The sequence below is a fragment of the Streptomyces sp. NPDC054849 genome (assembly GCF_053610945.1).
This window is the reverse complement of record NZ_JBSGZI010000147.1, coordinates 1-15,738: the sequence shown is the minus strand read 5'-3', so window position 1 is coordinate 15,738 and position 15,738 is coordinate 1. Positions and strand designations below refer to the sequence as shown.

The 15,738-nt window shown below is 72.6% G+C and carries 12 protein-coding genes and 1 pseudogene; 4 read left to right on the top strand and 9 right to left on the bottom strand.

Annotated features, from left to right (window positions below; translation table 11 throughout):
- Positions 1-124: 124 nt before the first annotated feature.
- From ACWGIF_RS35925 to ACWGIF_RS35915, 3 genes and pseudogenes are all read right to left on the bottom strand, one after another.
- Positions 125-1,879, bottom strand: a complete 1,755-nt coding sequence (locus ACWGIF_RS35925; RefSeq protein ID WP_453503831.1) for an NAD+ synthase — start codon at positions 1,877-1,879, stop codon at positions 125-127.
- A 72-nt stretch (positions 1,880-1,951) separates the two neighbouring features.
- Positions 1,952-3,055 (bottom strand): DUF4190 domain-containing protein, encoded by a 1,104-nt coding sequence (locus ACWGIF_RS35920; protein ID WP_453503830.1) that lies wholly within the window; start codon positions 3,053-3,055, stop codon positions 1,952-1,954.
- A 345-nt stretch (positions 3,056-3,400) separates the two neighbouring features.
- Positions 3,401-3,523 (bottom strand): annotated as a pseudogene (locus ACWGIF_RS35915) (multicopper oxidase domain-containing protein); the annotation flags it as partial.
- A 457-nt stretch (positions 3,524-3,980) separates the two neighbouring features.
- Here ACWGIF_RS35915 and ACWGIF_RS35910 point away from each other — a divergent pair.
- Together ACWGIF_RS35910 and ACWGIF_RS35905 are read left to right on the top strand one after the other, a co-directional pair.
- Entirely contained in the window at positions 3,981-4,682 is a 702-nt protein-coding gene (locus tag ACWGIF_RS35910) for a DUF998 domain-containing protein (protein WP_453503828.1), read from the top strand.
- 50 nt (positions 4,683-4,732) lie between these two features.
- On the top strand, positions 4,733-5,695 hold the full coding sequence (locus ACWGIF_RS35905) for an alpha/beta fold hydrolase (RefSeq protein WP_453503832.1): 963 nt from the start codon (positions 4,733-4,735) through the stop codon (positions 5,693-5,695).
- Here the strand turns inward: ACWGIF_RS35905 and ACWGIF_RS35900 are convergent.
- The 4 genes from ACWGIF_RS35900 to ACWGIF_RS35885 form a co-directional block, all read right to left on the bottom strand.
- Positions 5,680-6,099, bottom strand: a complete 420-nt coding sequence (locus ACWGIF_RS35900) for a CBS domain-containing protein (RefSeq protein ID WP_453503826.1) — start codon at positions 6,097-6,099, stop codon at positions 5,680-5,682. The genes ACWGIF_RS35905 and ACWGIF_RS35900 overlap by 16 nt on opposite strands.
- A gap of 188 nt (positions 6,100-6,287) precedes the next feature.
- The gene (locus tag ACWGIF_RS35895) at positions 6,288-6,965 is read right to left on the bottom strand and encodes a DUF305 domain-containing protein (protein ID WP_453503825.1); all 678 of its coding nucleotides are present in this window, start codon (positions 6,963-6,965) and stop codon (positions 6,288-6,290) included.
- A complete protein-coding gene (locus tag ACWGIF_RS35890) occupies positions 6,962-7,663 on the bottom strand; it encodes a DUF3105 domain-containing protein (RefSeq protein ID WP_453503823.1) in 702 nt (233 codons plus the stop codon). The genes ACWGIF_RS35895 and ACWGIF_RS35890 overlap by 4 nt, the downstream gene beginning before the upstream one ends.
- A gap of 54 nt (positions 7,664-7,717) precedes the next feature.
- Positions 7,718-8,182 carry a hypothetical protein gene (locus ACWGIF_RS35885; protein ID WP_453503822.1) on the bottom strand — a complete coding sequence of 155 codons (465 nt, stop codon included), beginning with the start codon at positions 8,180-8,182 and terminating at the stop codon, positions 7,718-7,720.
- Positions 8,183-8,354: 172 nt separating this feature from the next.
- Between ACWGIF_RS35885 and ACWGIF_RS35880 the strand changes: the two genes are divergently transcribed.
- Positions 8,355-9,716, top strand: coding sequence for a glutamine synthetase family protein (locus ACWGIF_RS35880; protein WP_453503821.1), 1,362 nt, complete (start codon positions 8,355-8,357; stop codon positions 9,714-9,716).
- Between the two features lie 81 nt (positions 9,717-9,797).
- Here the strand turns inward: ACWGIF_RS35880 and ACWGIF_RS35875 are convergent, their stop codons facing one another.
- Both ACWGIF_RS35875 and ACWGIF_RS35870 read right to left on the bottom strand, forming a co-directional pair.
- The gene (locus ACWGIF_RS35875; RefSeq protein ID WP_453503820.1) at positions 9,798-11,210 is read right to left on the bottom strand and encodes an alpha/beta hydrolase family protein; all 1,413 of its coding nucleotides are present in this window, start codon (positions 11,208-11,210) and stop codon (positions 9,798-9,800) included.
- 91 nt (positions 11,211-11,301) lie between these two features.
- On the bottom strand, positions 11,302-11,961 hold the full coding sequence (locus ACWGIF_RS35870) for a TMEM175 family protein (protein WP_453503819.1): 660 nt from the start codon (positions 11,959-11,961) through the stop codon (positions 11,302-11,304).
- Positions 11,962-12,450: 489 nt separating this feature from the next.
- Between ACWGIF_RS35870 and ACWGIF_RS35865 the strand changes: the two genes are divergently transcribed.
- Complete coding sequence (locus tag ACWGIF_RS35865; RefSeq protein WP_453503817.1) at positions 12,451-15,468, top strand: bifunctional [glutamine synthetase] adenylyltransferase/[glutamine synthetase]-adenylyl-L-tyrosine phosphorylase; 3,018 nt, start codon at positions 12,451-12,453, stop codon at positions 15,466-15,468.
- Positions 15,469-15,738: the final 270 nt, after the last annotated feature.

Genomic DNA, 15,738 nt, shown 5'->3' with positions numbered 1-15,738 from the left:
CATCAGCGGCGAGGCCCCTCCTTTCCGTCCCATCCAGGCCGCGTGCAGCGGCTACGCGTGTCCGTCTCGCCCAGGCCGCGCGCAGCGGCTACGCGTGTCCGTGCCGCCCCGCCGGGCGCAGCGGCTACGCGTGCTCGCGCCAGCCGTTCGTGATGGGCAGCCGGCGGTCCTTGCCGAAGCCCTTCGCGGAGATCTTCGTGCCCGGCGGGTACTGGCGGCGCTTGTACTCCGCCGTGTCCACGAGCCGCAGGGTCCTGGCCACCAGCTCCCGGTCGAAGCCGGCCTCCACGATCGCCTCCATGCCCTGGTCGCGGTCCACGTACAGCGCCAGGATCGCGTCGAGCACCGGATAGTCCGGCAGCGAGTCCGTGTCCACCTGGCCCGGGCGCAGCTCGGCGCTCGGCGGCTTGACGATCGAGTTCTCCGGGATCGGCGGGATCTCGCCCCGCTCGGCGGCGGCCCGGTTGCGGTAGTGGGCGAGCCGGAAGACGTCCGTCTTGTACACGTCCTTGATCGGGCCGTACGCGCCCACCGAGTCGCCGTACAGGGTGGAGTAGCCGACGGCCAGCTCCGACTTGTTGCCCGGGGCCAGCACGATGTGGCCCTCCTGGTTGGACACCGCCATCAGCATCGTGCCGCGCAGCCGCGACTGCAGGTTCTCCTCGGCCAGACCGGTCAGGCCCAGCGAGCCCATGTAGGCGTCGAACATCGGCTCGATCGGCACGGTCCGGAAGTTCAGGCCGGTCCGGTCGGCGAGGTCGGCCGCGTCACCCTTGGAGTGGTCCGAGGAGTACTTCGACGGCATCGAGATGCCGTACACGTTCTGCGCGCCGACGGCATCGCAGGCGATCGCGGCGACCAGGGCGGAGTCGATGCCTCCGGAGAGCCCGATCAGGACGGAGCGGAATCCGTTCTTCTTGACGTACGCGCGCAGGCCCACGACCAGCGCGTCGTAGATCTCCTCGTCGTCGTCGAGCCGGTCGGCGTAGCCGCCGGTCACGACCGCCTTGTACGGCTCCACCGGCTCCTCGGACAGGACCACGCGGTCGATGCGCAGCCCGTCGTCCACCACGCCCTCGGGGGCGTCGGCGCGGGCGGCCGGCAGGTCGAGGTCGACCAGTACGCAGCCCTCGGAGAACTGCGGGGCGCGGGCGATGACCTCGCCGTCGGCGTCGACGACGATCGAGTCGCCGTCGAAGACCAGCTCGTCCTGGCCGCCGATCATCGCCAGGTAGGCGAGGGTGCAGCCGGCCTCCTGGGCCCGCTTCTGCACCAGTTCGAGGCGCAGGTCGTCCTTGTTGCGCTCGTACGGGGAGGCGTTGACGGAGATCAGCAGCCCGGCCCCGGCGGAGCGGGTGGCCGGGACGCGGCCGCCCTCCTGCCAGAGGTCCTCACAGATGGCCAGGGCCACGTCGACGCCCCGGACCCGGATCACCGGCTGGGTGTCGCCCGGCACGAAGTACCGGAACTCGTCGAACACGCCGTAGTTGGGCAGGTGGTGCTTGGCGAACCGCAGGACCACCCGCCCGCGGTGCAGCACGGCGGCCGCGTTCTCCGGGGAGCCGGCCGGGCGGCCGAGCCGGGGCACCGCCTTCTCGGTGCGGTCGAGGTAGCCGACGACGACCGGCAGTTCGCCGAGGCCCTCGGCCGCCAGCCGCTCGGCGAGCTCGCGCAGCGCGGAGCGGGAGGCCTCGACGAAGGAGCCGCGCAGGGCGAGGTCCTCGACGGGGTACCCGGTCAGCATCATCTCCGGGAACGCCACCAGGTGGGCGCCCTGCTCGGCGGAGTGCCGGGTCCAGTGGACGACCGAGTCGGCGTTCGCGGCGATGTTGCCGACGTGCGAGTCGATCTGATTCAGAGCGAGACGAAGTTGAGGCACGGGCCCAGTGTAATCGTCTTTCTGACGCGATGTCCTGGACCCCGCCTGTTCCGCCCTGCCGGGAGCGCCCCGTCAGCCGAGGGGGCCGGCGTACATCACGTCGTCGAGCAGGGTCCCGGCGGCGATGTCCGCGGTGATGCTCTTGGTGCCCTCCGGAATCTCGAACGCCACGATCCCGCTGGCGGATTCGCCCGGCAGGATCGATCCCTTGACCATCTTCGGCACCCCGCCGCCGCTGCCGCCGCTGTCGAAGACCAGGTCGGCCGTCATGCCCTGGTCGTCGCGGACGTTGGGCACGGCGTAGATCACCTCGTGCGGCGCGGACGAGCCGTTGGTGATGGTGATCGTGATCTGGATGGCGTTCTTGACCTGCTCGCGGGCGATGATGCCCTTCGGCTCGTACTTCTTCGGCGCCGACAGGCTCACCTTCACGCCGTTCGGGTAGGTGAAGGTCTCGCCGAACGGCAGCGCGCTGGTCAGGCCGGGGACCTGGGTGGGCGACGGGGACGCGGTCGGCCACGGCTCACGGCTGGGGTAGGGCCCGCCCAGCCCGTGCCTCTCCTCGCTGATCGCGGCCTCGGCGTCGTCCTTTCCGGCCTCGTCGAGGACGGAGGCGGTGAGGAAGAAGCCGCCGACCGAGGCGCCGAGGCCGACGACGCCGAGGACGGTGCCGACGAGGGCCATCGTCCCGTTCGGGGCGCCCTTGCCGGCACGGCGGAGCGCCGCGATGCCGAGTCCCGTGGCCATCACCGCGAGCAGGGCGCCGGCCCAGAAGAGGAACGGCATGATGCCGAAGAGGATGGCGAAGCCGGCGACGATCACGGCGGCGACGGCCAGGCCGTTGTTGGTCGACGGGGCCTGCGGGTACCCGGCGTACGGGCTGCCGTCGAAGGCCGGGCCGGGCTGGGCCCACGGGTTGCCGGGGTCGGGCTGGGTCCACGGGTTGCCGGGGCCGGGCTGGGCCCACGGGTTGCCGGGGGCGCCGGGTGCGCCGGCGTCCCCGAAGTACGCGGCGGCGGGGGTGGGCGGCGCGAACGGCGAGGGGACAGGAGCCGGGGCGGGGGCGGCGGGGACCGCAGGCGTCTCGGCGGCCGCCGCGGCGGCGGGGGGCTCCGGGATCTCCGGGACTGCGGGGGCCTCCGGGGTTGCGGGCGCCTCGGACGCCTCAGCGGTCACCGGGGCCGCAGGCGCCTCAGGGGCCGCGGGAGTTGCCGGGGTCTCAGGAGTCGCCGGTGTCTCGGGGGTCGGCGCCGCGGCCGGGGTCTTCTCGAGCGAGAGCGGCTGGGCGGGCGCCGGTATCGGGGCCGTTTCGGGAGCAGGGGTACCCTCCGGCTCCGTCGGCGGGCCGTCGTGCGTGCTGGGCGGGTTCGGCGGGGTGCTCATACCGGCGGGGTCGTCCTCTTGTAGCAGCTGTCGCGATCACCGCAAGGGTGCCATGCCACAGGCCTGCGACCACCCGAGTTCCCGCCCGGTCCGGGGCCGGCTCCGCCTGAGCCGGCCCCGCAACCGCAGGGCCGCGGCCTACTGTTGGCAGCCGGGCACCGTCGTCATCCCGGCCTCCGAGTGGTGGAGGTTGTGGCAATGCACCCTCCACAGACCGGGGTTGTCCGCGTCGAAGTCCGCCGGCAGCCTCCCGCCCGGCAGGCACGGTCCGGCTCGTCCCGGGCCGATGCGGCCGTCCCGGCGGCCTTGAGTCGTCCGCCGTGAGCGGCCGCACGCCCAGTTCGGCCGGCCGGATCGCGGCGGTGGACGCCGTCCCCGCCCCGCCCCGGTGCGGAGCACCGCGAGCACCGTGGGGAGCCGCGCCGGTCGTCTCGCTCGTCCCGGGCGCCGGAGTGTGGCGCGCGCCACCGTGCGCGGCGGGGTCGGGTGCCCCGGTCGAGGCAACGGACCACGCCGCAGGCACGTCCTCCATGGCGTGGGATTCACTCGGATGGCCCAGGGTGCGCAGTGTGGCGCTGCCCGGCAGCAGTGTGGCGAGCAGCAGAAGCTGCGGCCCCCGGATGGCGCGCTGAACACTGCGCGTCATGGCCGGAACCCTACCCGGGGTGGGTATCCGCCCTTAGGACCGACCACGGGTCTGCATAGGATTAATCACACTATGTCCCCCCATGGGCTCTCTCCGCGGACCGCCTGGCCGGTCGCGATCCTCATCGGCCTCGCAGGCGCCGTCTACACCGCGTGGGTACTGGAAGTCGTCCTGTCGACGGGTCTCAACCCCATCCAGACGTACGTCAGCGAACTCGCCGCCCAGGACCAGCCGCTCGGCGGTCTCTTCCGCGCCACCGACTTCACCGCCGGGCTGCTCGCCTTCGTCGGAGGCCTGCTGGCCCTGTCCCGGCTGCTGAAGTACGCCGAGTCGCGCCGCCTCTGGGCGGTCGTCGGCTGGGCCGGCGTCACCCTCTTCGGTGCGGCCACCGCCGCCGACGCCTGGCTGCCGCTGAGCTGCACGCCCACCGTGGACCCCGAGTGCGCCGCCCGGGAGACCGCCGGACTGGTCCCCGCCACCCACCAGGCCCACGCCGTCAGCAGCACCCTCGCCATGACCGGGGCCCTCGTCGGCATCGTGGCCCTCACCGTCGCCGCCCGCCGCTACGGCTGGTTCGCCCCGCTCGCCCGCTACGGACCGGCGCTGGTCGTCCTCGAACTGCTCGCCACCGTCTGGACTCTGTCCTCCATCGCGCTGTTCACCGCCGGGCGCGGGACCTGGGCCCTGGGCGCCGGGCAGCGGCTGCAGGTGCTGATCGTGGCACTCTGGCTGGGCCTGCTCGCCTACTCCGTCCACAAGGAGGGCCGTACGTGACGCCGTCTCCGCCCCCGCCCGGACCGCCGCAGGGCCCCCGGGACGCGGGCATCGGCCGGTTCGTCCGGGTGGACGGGGTCCCGCTGCACGTCGTCGTCGAGGGCCGGGGCCCCGTGTGCGTGCTCAGCGCCGGGCTCGCCATGGCCTGGTTCGACTGGGACCCGGTCGCCCCGCTGCTCGCCGCCGCGGGCCGCACCGTCGTCCGCTTCGACCGCCCCGGACACGGCCTCAGCGGCCCGGCCGGCGAGCCGCCGACCACGGCCGGGGAGGCCCACCGCATCGCCGGCCTGCTGGACGCCCTGGGTCTCACCGGCCCGGCCGCCGGCCCGGTGACCGTCGTCGGGCACTCGATCGCCGCGTTCCACGCCGAGGCCTTCGCCCGCCTGTATCCGGCACGCACCGCCGCCCTGGTCCTGGTCGACGGCAGCGTGGAGGAGTCCCCCCGTACGGCCGTGCCCGCCGCGCTGCGCACCGGCGCCGCCCGCGCCCTCGGCCGGGCCGTGACCGCCGCCGGACTGCCGGCCGCACTGGGAGTGCCGGCCCGGCGCGCCACCGTACGGGCCTCCCGCACGGGCGGCTCCGACCCGGCCGCAGGGGACCTCGTACGCCGCTGCTACCGCACCGGCCGCGTCTGGCGCGGCGCACTGCTGGAGAACTCCCGCTACCCGGACATGGCCGCCGAACTGCTCGTCCTGCGCGGGACGCACCCGCTGGCGGCCCCCACCACCGTCCTCGCCGGCCACGACGGCTCGTCCGGCCGCTTCGCCCTGCGCTGGCTGGCCCGCCAGGCCGGCCTCGCCGACCTGCTCGGCGCCCGCTTCGAGGTCGCCGAGCCCGCCGGACACCTGGTGATGCTGGACCGCCCGGACCAGGTGGCCCGGGCGGTCCTCGAAGCGGGTGAGCGGGATCAGCGGGAACAGCCGGGAAGGCCGGATCGGCCGAAAAGGCCGGATCAGCCGGATCAGCCGGAAATGCCCGGCCGGCCGGATCGGCCCGATCAGCGCCTGGCGTAGACCTTCTCGACGAAGCCCGCCATCTGGTCGTCCGACAGGTGCTGGGCCAGGTCGGCCTCGCTGATCATGCCGACCAGCCGCTTGTCCTTGATCACGGGCAGACGCTTGATCTGGTGGCTCTCCATCTCGTCCAGCACCGCGGACACGTCGGCGTCGGCGTCGATCCACCGGGGGGTGCCCTGGCACAGGTCGCCGCACGTGACCTTCGAAGGGTCGTGGCCCTTGGCCACACAGGCCACGACGATGTCGCGGTCGGTGATGATGCCGCACAGCCGTTCCGACTCGTCGCTGACGGGCAGGGCGCCCACGTTGAGCCGGGCCATCAGCTCGGCGGCACGGTCCAGGGTCTCGGTCGCGGGGATCCACTGGGCCCCGGGGTGCATGATCTCTGCGGCGGTGGTCATCGTCAAACCTCCTGAGCACGCCGTTGGCTGCCGGGCGCGGGCGCGCCCGGCGGCGTCCCCGTCGTGGCGGGAGGGGTCGTTCGGCTTCGTGGTGTGGTGCGGCCGTTCGGCCCACTGGCCCCCGCACGGCGAAGCACACGCCCGTACGGGTGAGAGGGCGCCTCCCACCACCGTACGGGCGTGTCCCGTCACCCGCGCGGTGTGGCTCCGCGCCGCTTGAGCATGTCCGCCATCAGGGTGAGTTCCGAGCGCTGCGCGTCGACCATGCCCTGGGCCAGCGCCCGCTCGACCGGGGTCTCGCACTGCTGCGCACACCCCTCGGCCATGGTGACGCCGCCCTTGTGGTGGTCGGTCATCAGCTGGAGGAAGAGCACCTCGGCGTCCCGGCCCGAGGCGGATTCCAGCCGGGTCACCTCCTCCTTGGTGGCCATGCCGGGCATCAGCGCGCCGGGCGAGGCGCTCTGTCCCGCGTGTCCGCCCGTGTGCCCGGCGTGTTCGCCGCCCGTGCCCATCCAGGACATCGGCTGCTCGCCGGCCACCACCTTCGGCAGCCCCCACAGGTCCAGCCAGCCGAGCAGCATGCCCCGCTGGTTGGCCTGGGTGTTGGCGATGTCGTACGCGAGGGTGCGCACCGCCTCGTCCTGGGTGCGGTCCCGCACGATGAAGGACATCTCCACCGCCTGCTGGTGATGCACCGCCATGTCCCGGGCGAACCCGGCGTCCGGCGAGTCGACTCCGGGGGTCCGGGCCGCCTCCGTACCGGAATCGCCGCTCGCGGCCGTGACCGTGGCCCCCGCCGCGAACAACAGCGCCAGCAGGACGGCCGTGCCCGCGGCCCAGTACGTACGGGGGGTGCGGCGGCTCACTTCTCGGCCACTCCGCTCGTGCAGGCCGCGCCCGGCTCCGGGGTCTGCTCGCCCTGCACGTACTTGGTGAAGAACTGCGCCACGCGGGGGTCGTCCGCGTTGTCCACGGTCAGCTGCTTGCCCCACGCGCTGAGCATGATCGCGCCGGTCTGCTCCTTGACCGGGCTCATCAGCGTGTACGGCGTCTTGCCGACGGTCGCGGCGAGCTTGTCGACGTCCGCCTTGGCGGCCTTCTCGTTGTACGTCACCCAGACGGCGCCGTGCTCCAGCGAATGCACGGCGTTCACCTCGGCCACCGGGTTCTTGTAGACGTCCCCGTTGCAGTTCATCCAGCGGGGGTGGTGGTCACCGCCGACCGGGGGGTTCATCTCGTACTTCACCGGGGTCTCGACGTGATTGCGGCCCAGCTTCTTCACGTCCCAGAGCTGCTCGCCGTCGACCGGCTTCTTGCGGATCTCCTCGGCCTCCTTGCGGATCTTCTCCGCGGCCGCCTGCTCGCGCTGCTCCGCCTGCTTCTGGTCGATCAGCACCCAGGCGCCGAAACCGACGAGACCGACGACGATGGCCGACGAGGCCGTGATCGCGATCGCCTTGTTGCGCCGCTCCCGCGCCTTCTCGACGCGGCGCATCTCGGCTATGCGCGCCTGGCGGGAGTTCGGGTCGGTGTTCTGCTGGGTCCTGCCGGACTTGCTGGCCATGTGCCCTGGTTCCTTCTGCTGAGGGGGGTGGATGGAACGCGAAAACAGGACCTGTCAGGTCCGCAGCACCTGGAGAGCATGCAGGTCGGGGGCGCGCGCCAGCGGCTCGGGCGGCCGGATCCGCCCCGCCCCGGCGGGGTCCGCGGCGGGCGACGGCTGCCCGCCGCCGGCCACGGACACGGCGGGCGGCGGCACCGGCAGGACGCCCGGGGTCACGTGCGCGAGGGGCGAGCAGCCGGGCCGGTCGTACGGGGACACGCAGACGGCCTGCTCCGAGGCGTGGGTCGTCGTTGCGTGCGTCGTCTTTGTCGCGTGCGTCGTCGTTGCGCGCGCCGTCGTTGCGTGTGTCGCGCCGTGCGCCCGCACGGCCACCGGGCCGCGCGGAGGCTCACCCGGGTCACCCGGTCGGGCACAGAGGAACAGCGCGCCGGCCAGCGCCCCGAGCACCGTCAGCAGGACGGCACGCCGGAGCGCGAGACGTCCGCGACGCCCCCGCTGCGTGTACTGCCGGCCCCCCATGGGCGCAGATGGTAATGCTCATGACCGGTCCGCGGTCAGTGCGGGGGTGCCGCGAGCTTTCCAGGGTGCGTAATGTGGCGGAAACCACGACTGGCGATACTGGGCAGGCCCGACTGTGCCCCCACCTCCGCGGCGGTGGTGCACAGGCCGTCTGAACTGCGAGGATGAAGGCATGGACAAGCAGCAGGAATTCGTCCTCCGGACGCTTGAGGAGCGCGACATCCGCTTCGTGCGCCTGTGGTTCACCGACGTACTGGGCTTCCTCAAGTCCGTCGCGGTCGCCCCCGCGGAGCTGGAGCAGGCCTTCGACGAGGGCATCGGCTTCGACGGCTCCGCCATCGAGGGCTTCGCAAGGGTCTACGAGTCCGACATGATCGCCAAGCCGGACCCGAGCACGTTCCAGATACTGCCGTGGCGCGCCGAGGCCCCCGGGACCGCCCGGATGTTCTGCGACATCCTGATGCCGGACGGCTCCCCGTCCTTCGCGGACCCGCGCTACGTCCTCAAGCGCATCCTGGCCAAGACCTCCGACCTCGGCTTCACCTTCTACACCCACCCGGAGATCGAGTTCTTCCTGCTGAAGGACAAGCCGCTGGACGGCACCCGCCCGGTGCCGGCCGACAACTCCGGCTACTTCGACCACACCCCGCAGAACGTGGGCATGGACTTCCGCCGCCAGGCGATCACCATGCTCGAATCGATGGGCATCTCGGTCGAGTTCAGCCACCACGAGGGCGCCCCCGGCCAGCAGGAGATCGACCTCCGCTACGCCGACGCGCTCTCCACCGCCGACAACGTCATGACCTTCCGGCTGGTGATGAAGCAGGTCGCCCTGGAGCAGGGCGTCCAGGCCACCTTCATGCCGAAGCCGTTCTCGGAGTACCCGGGCTCGGGCATGCACACCCACCTCTCCCTCTTCGAGGGCGACCGCAACGCCTTCTACGAGTCGGGAGCCGAGTACCAGCTCTCCAAGGTCGGCCGTTCCTTCATCGCGGGCCTCCTCAAGCACGCGGCGGAGACCGCGGCGGTGACCAACCAGTGGGTCAACTCCTACAAGCGCATCTGGGGCGGCTCCTCCCGCACCGCCGGCTCCGGCGGCGAGGCCCCCTCGTACATCTGCTGGGGCCACAACAACCGCTCGGCCCTGATCCGCGTCCCGATGTACAAGCCGGGCAAGACCGGCTCCGCCCGCGTCGAGGTCCGCTCGATCGACTCGGGCGCCAACCCCTACCTCACCTACGCCGTCCTCCTCGCGGCCGGCCTCAAGGGCATCGAGGAGGGCTACGAACTCCCGGCGGGCGCCGACGACGACGTCTGGGCCCTCTCCGACGCCGAACGCCGCGCGATGGGCATCGAGCCCCTCCCGCAGAACCTCGGCGAGGCCATCTCTCTGATGGAACGCAGCGAACTGGTCGCCGAAACCCTCGGCGAACACGTCTTCGACTTCTTCCTGCGCAACAAGAAGCAGGAGTGGGAGGAGTACCGCTCGGAGGTCACGGCCTTCGAACTCCGCAAGAACCTCCCGGTGCTGTAACCGCAGGTCAGCGGCGGTACCCCAGTCACACGGCACTCCTGGCCGGTGGTCACCGACCACCGGTCCGGAGGCGTCTTCGCGTCAGCGGGCGGGCAGCTGCTCCTGCAGCCAGTCGAAGACGACCTCGCAGTGCTGCTGCGGGGCCATCGGGGAGCAGTGCAGCTGTGCGCCCGTGGCCGCGGTGAGCTTCACGTAGTCCTTGGGAGCCGTCAGTTTGTCGAACAACTGGCGCGGCTGGCCGGGATAGAACTGCTCGTCGTCGTAGTCCAGAACCAGCGTGGGCATCGTGATGCGACCGACGACGCTCGTGATGTCCATCGACTGGATGAGGGTCGCGGGAGTCCAGAAGTCGGTGAACATCCTGCCCCTGCGGGCGTCGAGCATCGCCGGCACGGAGAAGGGCTCGACGCGCTTCTTCAGCGTCGCGGCCGTGTCCGGGGGCAGCTCGGGGACGACCTCCTTGTTCCAGATGGCGTTGGTCTCCTCCTTGTCCGGCGTGACGATCTTCCGGAGCTCCGCAGGAAAGCCGAGCCACGGCGACAAGCAACCGGGCATCGCCACCAGGGCGGCGATCCTGCTCTCGAACGCCGCGGCCCGGGGCGCCAGGTTCCCGCCCATGCTCAGCCCGGTCAGGGCGATCTTGTCCGGGTCCACGTCCGGGCGGGCGACCAGCCAGTCGACCAGCGGCGTCACGACGGTCTCCCAGCGCGGCGTGAAGACCACTTGATTGACGAACAGCAGCTGCCCCTGGCCCGGCCCGTCGTACACCAGGGCGTTCCAGCCGCGCGCCAGGGCGGCCGAGACGCCGTAGGTCCACATGTCGACGTCCTGCCCGTCGCTGCCGTTCGTGAGGATCACGGTGGGGCGCCGCTGGCCCGAGGTGTCCGGGCGGAAGAACCACACCGGCAGCGGCGTCTTGAGGTACGGGACGTTCGCCGTCACCGGCGCCGGGTCGCACAGCCCGCAGAACGTGTCCCACGCCTTGCGCCCTGCCTTGTACAGCTGTTCCTCGCTGCCCGGGTCGTCGGAGCCGAGGACGAAGAACAGCGCCTGGGCGTAGTACTGCGCGGCCCGCAGGGCACGGAAGCGCGTGGTCTGCCCGCCGGACGCGCCGCCCTGGGGCGGCTTGACGACCTGATCGCCGAGTTTCCTGAAGGTCTCGGTGTACGTCTGCGCAGAGAGGCCGGCCTTGTTGATCGTGTTCACGGCGGTGAGTACCTCGCCCACCTCGGCGGCGCCGAAACCGGCTCCGCCGAGTGCCAGGAGCCCGCTGAAGTTGAAGGCGGGGTCCTTGAAGAGGGTCATCACCCCGGGTGTGGGTCCGCCCGCGGCGGCGGAGGCCGAATCGGAGGGGGCCCGTGCCGGCGCGTTCGCGGGCGAGGCGCCCGACGGCGCGCACCCGGCGGCCAGCACGGCACCGGCCCCGCCGACGAGCCCGGCAAGCGTGGTGCGACGGGTGGGGCCGGCAGCGCGATGACTCGGTACGTACGTCATGGGAGCCGAACGTAGGAGCCGCACCCGCGACCCCCGTGTGCGCGACACCCGTCGTTCCCCCGAATGGCGCTTCACACCGCGCCTGGACGCCTCAGCCGCCCGAGGCGCTGGACGGTTGGGCGGCCGCGCGCAGGCGCTTGCCCCGCCGGCCCAGCACCACCTTCACCGGGACCAGCACCGCCCACCACAGCTGCGCGCCCATGGGGGAGACGAAGGCGAGCGGCACGGCGACGGCGAAGACCAGCACCATCGACGCCAGATCGAGGACATCGTTGCGTGCCACAGGATCGGACATCGCCCTGCTGCTCAGCCACGGGCGCTTCCACAGCACGAGCGTCAGCGCGAGCTGCGCGGCCCCGATGGCCGCGGCGGCGCCGGAGTAGACGGCCACGGACTGCGGCTGGTCCCCGTACTCGGCCAGCAGGGTGGTGGGGAAGGGCATCAGGGCGATGAGCCCCAGATTCAGCAGCCCGAGCTTGACGACCGTCCCGTCCACCTCCCGCACGTACCGGAAGACCTGATGGTGGCCCCGCCAGAACGCCGCGATGACCACAAAACTGAGGGCGTACGCCCACAGGTTGGGCACCACCTCCTGCAGCGCCTCTTCGAAACCGGCCAGGTCGAGCCCGGCGGGCAGGGTGATGTCCAGGGCCAGCAGCGTCATCGCGATGGCGAAGACACCGTCCGACAGCGCGAGGACCCGGGCCGCGCTCCCCTCGTCGTCCCGCACTCGCTGATCACCGTTCACCACGCCACCATAGGGCGGAAGATCCCGGAATGTTCTGATATCCACGTGCGGTGCGCGGTACGCGGTACGCGGTCGCGAGACGGGGCAGCGGTACGCACGGTGCGACGGACCACGTGTCGCATCAGTGCCCGACGGGATCTTCGTCGTGGGCGTGTCAGCGGGCCGCGCGGTGCCAGGTGGGCCGGGAAGGGGATGCGTGGCTGGTGGACGTGTGGAGTTCCGCGTCCAGGCCGAGGAAGGCCGTCGTGGCCCTGCCCGGGGGCATCGGTCACGCCCTCGGCTCGTTCCTGGGGGGAGAAGCCGCTGAGCAGTCAAAGAGAGGCCGAATCGGTGAAGTTGGTTTCACCGCAGGCGCCGATCCCTCCCCCCACCGCCAGGCTGACCCTGTTTCCGCCGGTCACCGCGGACGACGGCCGGTGAGTCGAACGCCTGCTCCGGCTAGGCTCATCCCAGAGCACGCCAGTGGCAGCGACGACCGCGGGAGGCGGCGGGATGACAGTCCCGGGACGCAGGAGCAGCACTTTCATCCGGCTGCTCCGCAGCGGTTTCACCGACCCCTCCGCCGCCGCCCGGCTGCTCGACGCCGGCGCGCTGGCAGCCGTACGCACCGATCCGGTGCTGCTCGACGCCCTCGGGGCGACCGCCGACCCCGACCTCGCCCTCCTCGGGCTCGTACGGCTCGCCGAGGCGCAGCCGCCCGACGAACTGCCCGGGCTCCTCGACACCCTCGTCAGCGCCAAACCCCTCCGGGACCGCCTCCTCGGTGTGCTCGGTGCCTCCGAGGCCCTCGGCGACCACCTCGCCCGCCACCCCCGCGACTGGCACAGCCTCGTCACGTACGAGGCCGCCGACCTGCACCCCGGACTCCCCGATTTCGAGCGCGGCCTCGCGGACGCCCACGACCCCGTCGCCCTGCGCGTCGCCTACCGCCGCTGCCTGCTCTCCATCGCCGCCCGTGACGTCTGCGGCACCATCGACGTCGCCGAGACCGCCGCCGAGCTCGCCGACCTCGCCACCGCCACCCTCCGCGCGGCCCTGCGGATCGCCTCCGCCGCCGCCCCCGAGGACGCGGCGCTCTGCCGCCTCGCCGTCATCGCCATGGGCAAATGCGGCGGAAACGAGCTGAACTACGTCTCCGACGTCGACGTGATCTTCGTGGGCGACGCTGCAGTGGGGTTTCCCCACGGCGCAGCCGCAGGGGACGGCGCGGACGAGGGCAAGGCCCTTCAGGCCGCAACCCGCCTGGCCTCCCACCTCATGCGGATCTGCTCCGAGACGACCGTCGAGGGCACCATCTGGCCCGTCGACGCCAACCTCCGTCCCGAGGGCCGCAACGGGCCCCTCGTCCGGACCCTCGCCTCCCACATGGCCTACTACCAGCGCTGGGCCAAGACCTGGGAGTTCCAGGCCCTCCTCAAGGCCCGTGCCGTGGCCGGCGACGCGGCCCTCGGATCCGAGTACATCGACGCCATAACACCCCTGGTCTGGCAGGCCGCCGAGCGAGAGAACTTCGTCGCCGACGTCCAGAAGATGCGCCGCCGCGTCGTCGACAACATCCCCGCCGCCCAGGTCGACCGCGAGCTCAAACTCGGCCCCGGAGGCCTGCGCGACGTCGAGTTCGCCGTCCAGCTGCTCCAGCTCGTGCACGGACGCAGCGACGCCACCCTGCACTCCGGCACCACCCTCGACGCCCTCCACGCCCTCGCCGCCGGCGGCTACGTCGGCCGCGCCGACGCCGCCCAGCTGCACGACGCGTACCGCTTCCTGCGCGCCATGGAGCACCGCATCCAGCTCTACCGGCTGCGCCGCACCCACCTCGTCCCCGAGGACGAGACCGACCTGCGGCGCCTCGGCCGCTCCATGGGTCTGCGCACCGAACCCGTCGCCGAACTCAACAAGGCCTGGCGCCGGCACGCCTCCGTGGTCCGCCGCCTCCACGAGAAGCTCTTCTACAGGCCGCTCCTCGACGCCGTCGCCCAGCTCACCCCCGGCGAGACCCGGCTCTCCCCGCGCGCCGCCGGCCAGCGCCTCGAAGCCCTCGGGTACGCCGACCCGGCCGCGGCCCTGCGCCACCTCGAAGCCCTCGCCTCGGGCGTCACCCGCAAGGCCGCCATCCAGCGCACCCTGCTGCCGGTGATGCTCGGCTGGTTCGCGGACTCCGCCGACCCGGACGCGGGCCTGCTCAACTTCCGCAAGGTCTCCGACGCCCTCGGCAAGACCCCCTGGTACCTGCGCCTGCTCCGCGACGAGGGCGCCGCCGCCGAGAACCTCGCCCGCGTGCTGTCCGCCGGACGCCTCGCCCCCGACCTGCTGATGCGCGCCCCGGAGGCCGTCGCCCTGCTCGGCGATCCCGAAGGCCTGCAACCCCGTACGCACGAGGCCCTCCAGCAGGAGGTCCTCGCCGCCGTCGGCCGCGCCGAGAACCCCGAGGCCGCCGTCGCCGCCGCCCGCGGTGTGCGCCGCCGCGAGCTCTTCCGGACGACCGCCGCCGACATCATCGGCTCCTACGGCACGGAGGACAACCCGGCCGAGGAGGACCACGGCGCCCTCGTCGACCGGGTCGGCGGAGCCGTCTCCGACCTCACCGCAGCGACCCTCGCCGGGGCCCTGCGCGCCGCCGTCCACAGCCACTTCGGCGACATGCTCCCCACCCGCTTCGCGGTGATCGGCGTCGGCCGCTTCGGCGGACACGAACTCGGCTACGGCTCCGACGCCGACGTCCTGTTCGTCCACGAACCCCGCGAGGGCGTCGACGAACAGGAGGCCGCCAAGGCCGCCCAGACCGTCATCGCCGAAATGCGCAGGCTGCTCCAGCTGCCCACCACCGACCCGCCACTGCTCATCGACGCCGACCTGCGCCCCGAAGGCCGCTCCGGCCCGCTGGTGCGCACGCTCTCCTCCTACGCCGCCTACTACCGGCGCTGGTCCCTGACCTGGGAGAGCCAGGCCCTGCTGCGCGCCGAGCCGGTCGCCGGGGACGAGGAGCTCGGCCGCCGCTTCATCGAGCTGATCGATCCGCTGCGCTACCCAGTGGAGGGGCTCGGCGAGGACGGCGTACGGGAGATCCGCCGGCTCAAGGCCCGGATGGAGGCGGAGCGGCTGCCCCGCGGCGCCGACCCGACCCTGCACACCAAACTCGGCCGCGGTGGTCTCAGCGACGTCGAGTGGACCGTCCAGCTGATCCAGATGCGGCACGCGTGGGTCGAACCGGGCCTGCGCACCACCCGTACCCGCCAGGCCCTCGCGGCCGCTCACGCGGCCGGGCTGATCCCGACCGAGGAGGCGCAGATCCTGGACGAGGCCTGGGTGTTGGCGACGCGGGTCCGCAACGCCGTGATGCTGGTCCGCGGCCGCGCCGGCGACACCTTCCCCGCCGGGGCCCGCGAACTGGGGGCGGTCGGCCGCTACCTCGGCTACGCCGAGGGCACGGTCGGGGAGATGCTGGACGACTACCGGCGCATCACCCGGCGCGCCCGGGCGGTGGTCGACGAACTGTTCTACGGCGCGTAGCCACTGACGAGACCGCTAAACGGCCGGGCCGTCCGACGCCGGCGATCACCCGCGAGCTGATGCGCAACGGCGGCCCCGCCGGCTACCGGGCCGACCCGGCGCGCCAGGGCCGGGCCGATGGGGCGAAGGCGGCCGAACACAGGCGGCGGGCCTCCATGGCACGCGGACCGCGGACCGGGGGCCCCCGGCCCGGCGCCCGTGGCCCGGGCCCGTACCCGGGCGGGGCGGGGTGAGCGGGCCCGGGGCCAAGGCGGGGGGCCGGAGTTGGTG

What these genes read in the sequence shown, in the direction of transcription:
- ACWGIF_RS35890 (WP_453503823.1), bottom strand. Translation starts at nt 7,663, where the DNA reads ATGGCCAGCAAGTCCGGCAGGACCCAGCAGAACACCGACCCGAACTCC.
- ACWGIF_RS35885 (WP_453503822.1), bottom strand. Translation starts at nt 8,182, where the DNA reads ATGGGGGGCCGGCAGTACACGCAGCGGGGGCGTCGCGGACGTCTCGCG.
- ACWGIF_RS35880 (WP_453503821.1), top strand. Translation starts at nt 8,355, where the DNA reads ATGGACAAGCAGCAGGAATTCGTCCTCCGGACGCTTGAGGAGCGCGAC.
- ACWGIF_RS35910 (WP_453503828.1), top strand. Translation starts at nt 3,981, where the DNA reads ATGTCCCCCCATGGGCTCTCTCCGCGGACCGCCTGGCCGGTCGCGATC.
- ACWGIF_RS35900 (WP_453503826.1), bottom strand. Translation starts at nt 6,099, where the DNA reads ATGACCACCGCCGCAGAGATCATGCACCCCGGGGCCCAGTGGATCCCC.
- ACWGIF_RS35875 (WP_453503820.1), bottom strand. Translation starts at nt 11,210, where the DNA reads ATGACGTACGTACCGAGTCATCGCGCTGCCGGCCCCACCCGTCGCACC.
- ACWGIF_RS35865 (WP_453503817.1), top strand. Translation starts at nt 12,451, where the DNA reads ATGACAGTCCCGGGACGCAGGAGCAGCACTTTCATCCGGCTGCTCCGC.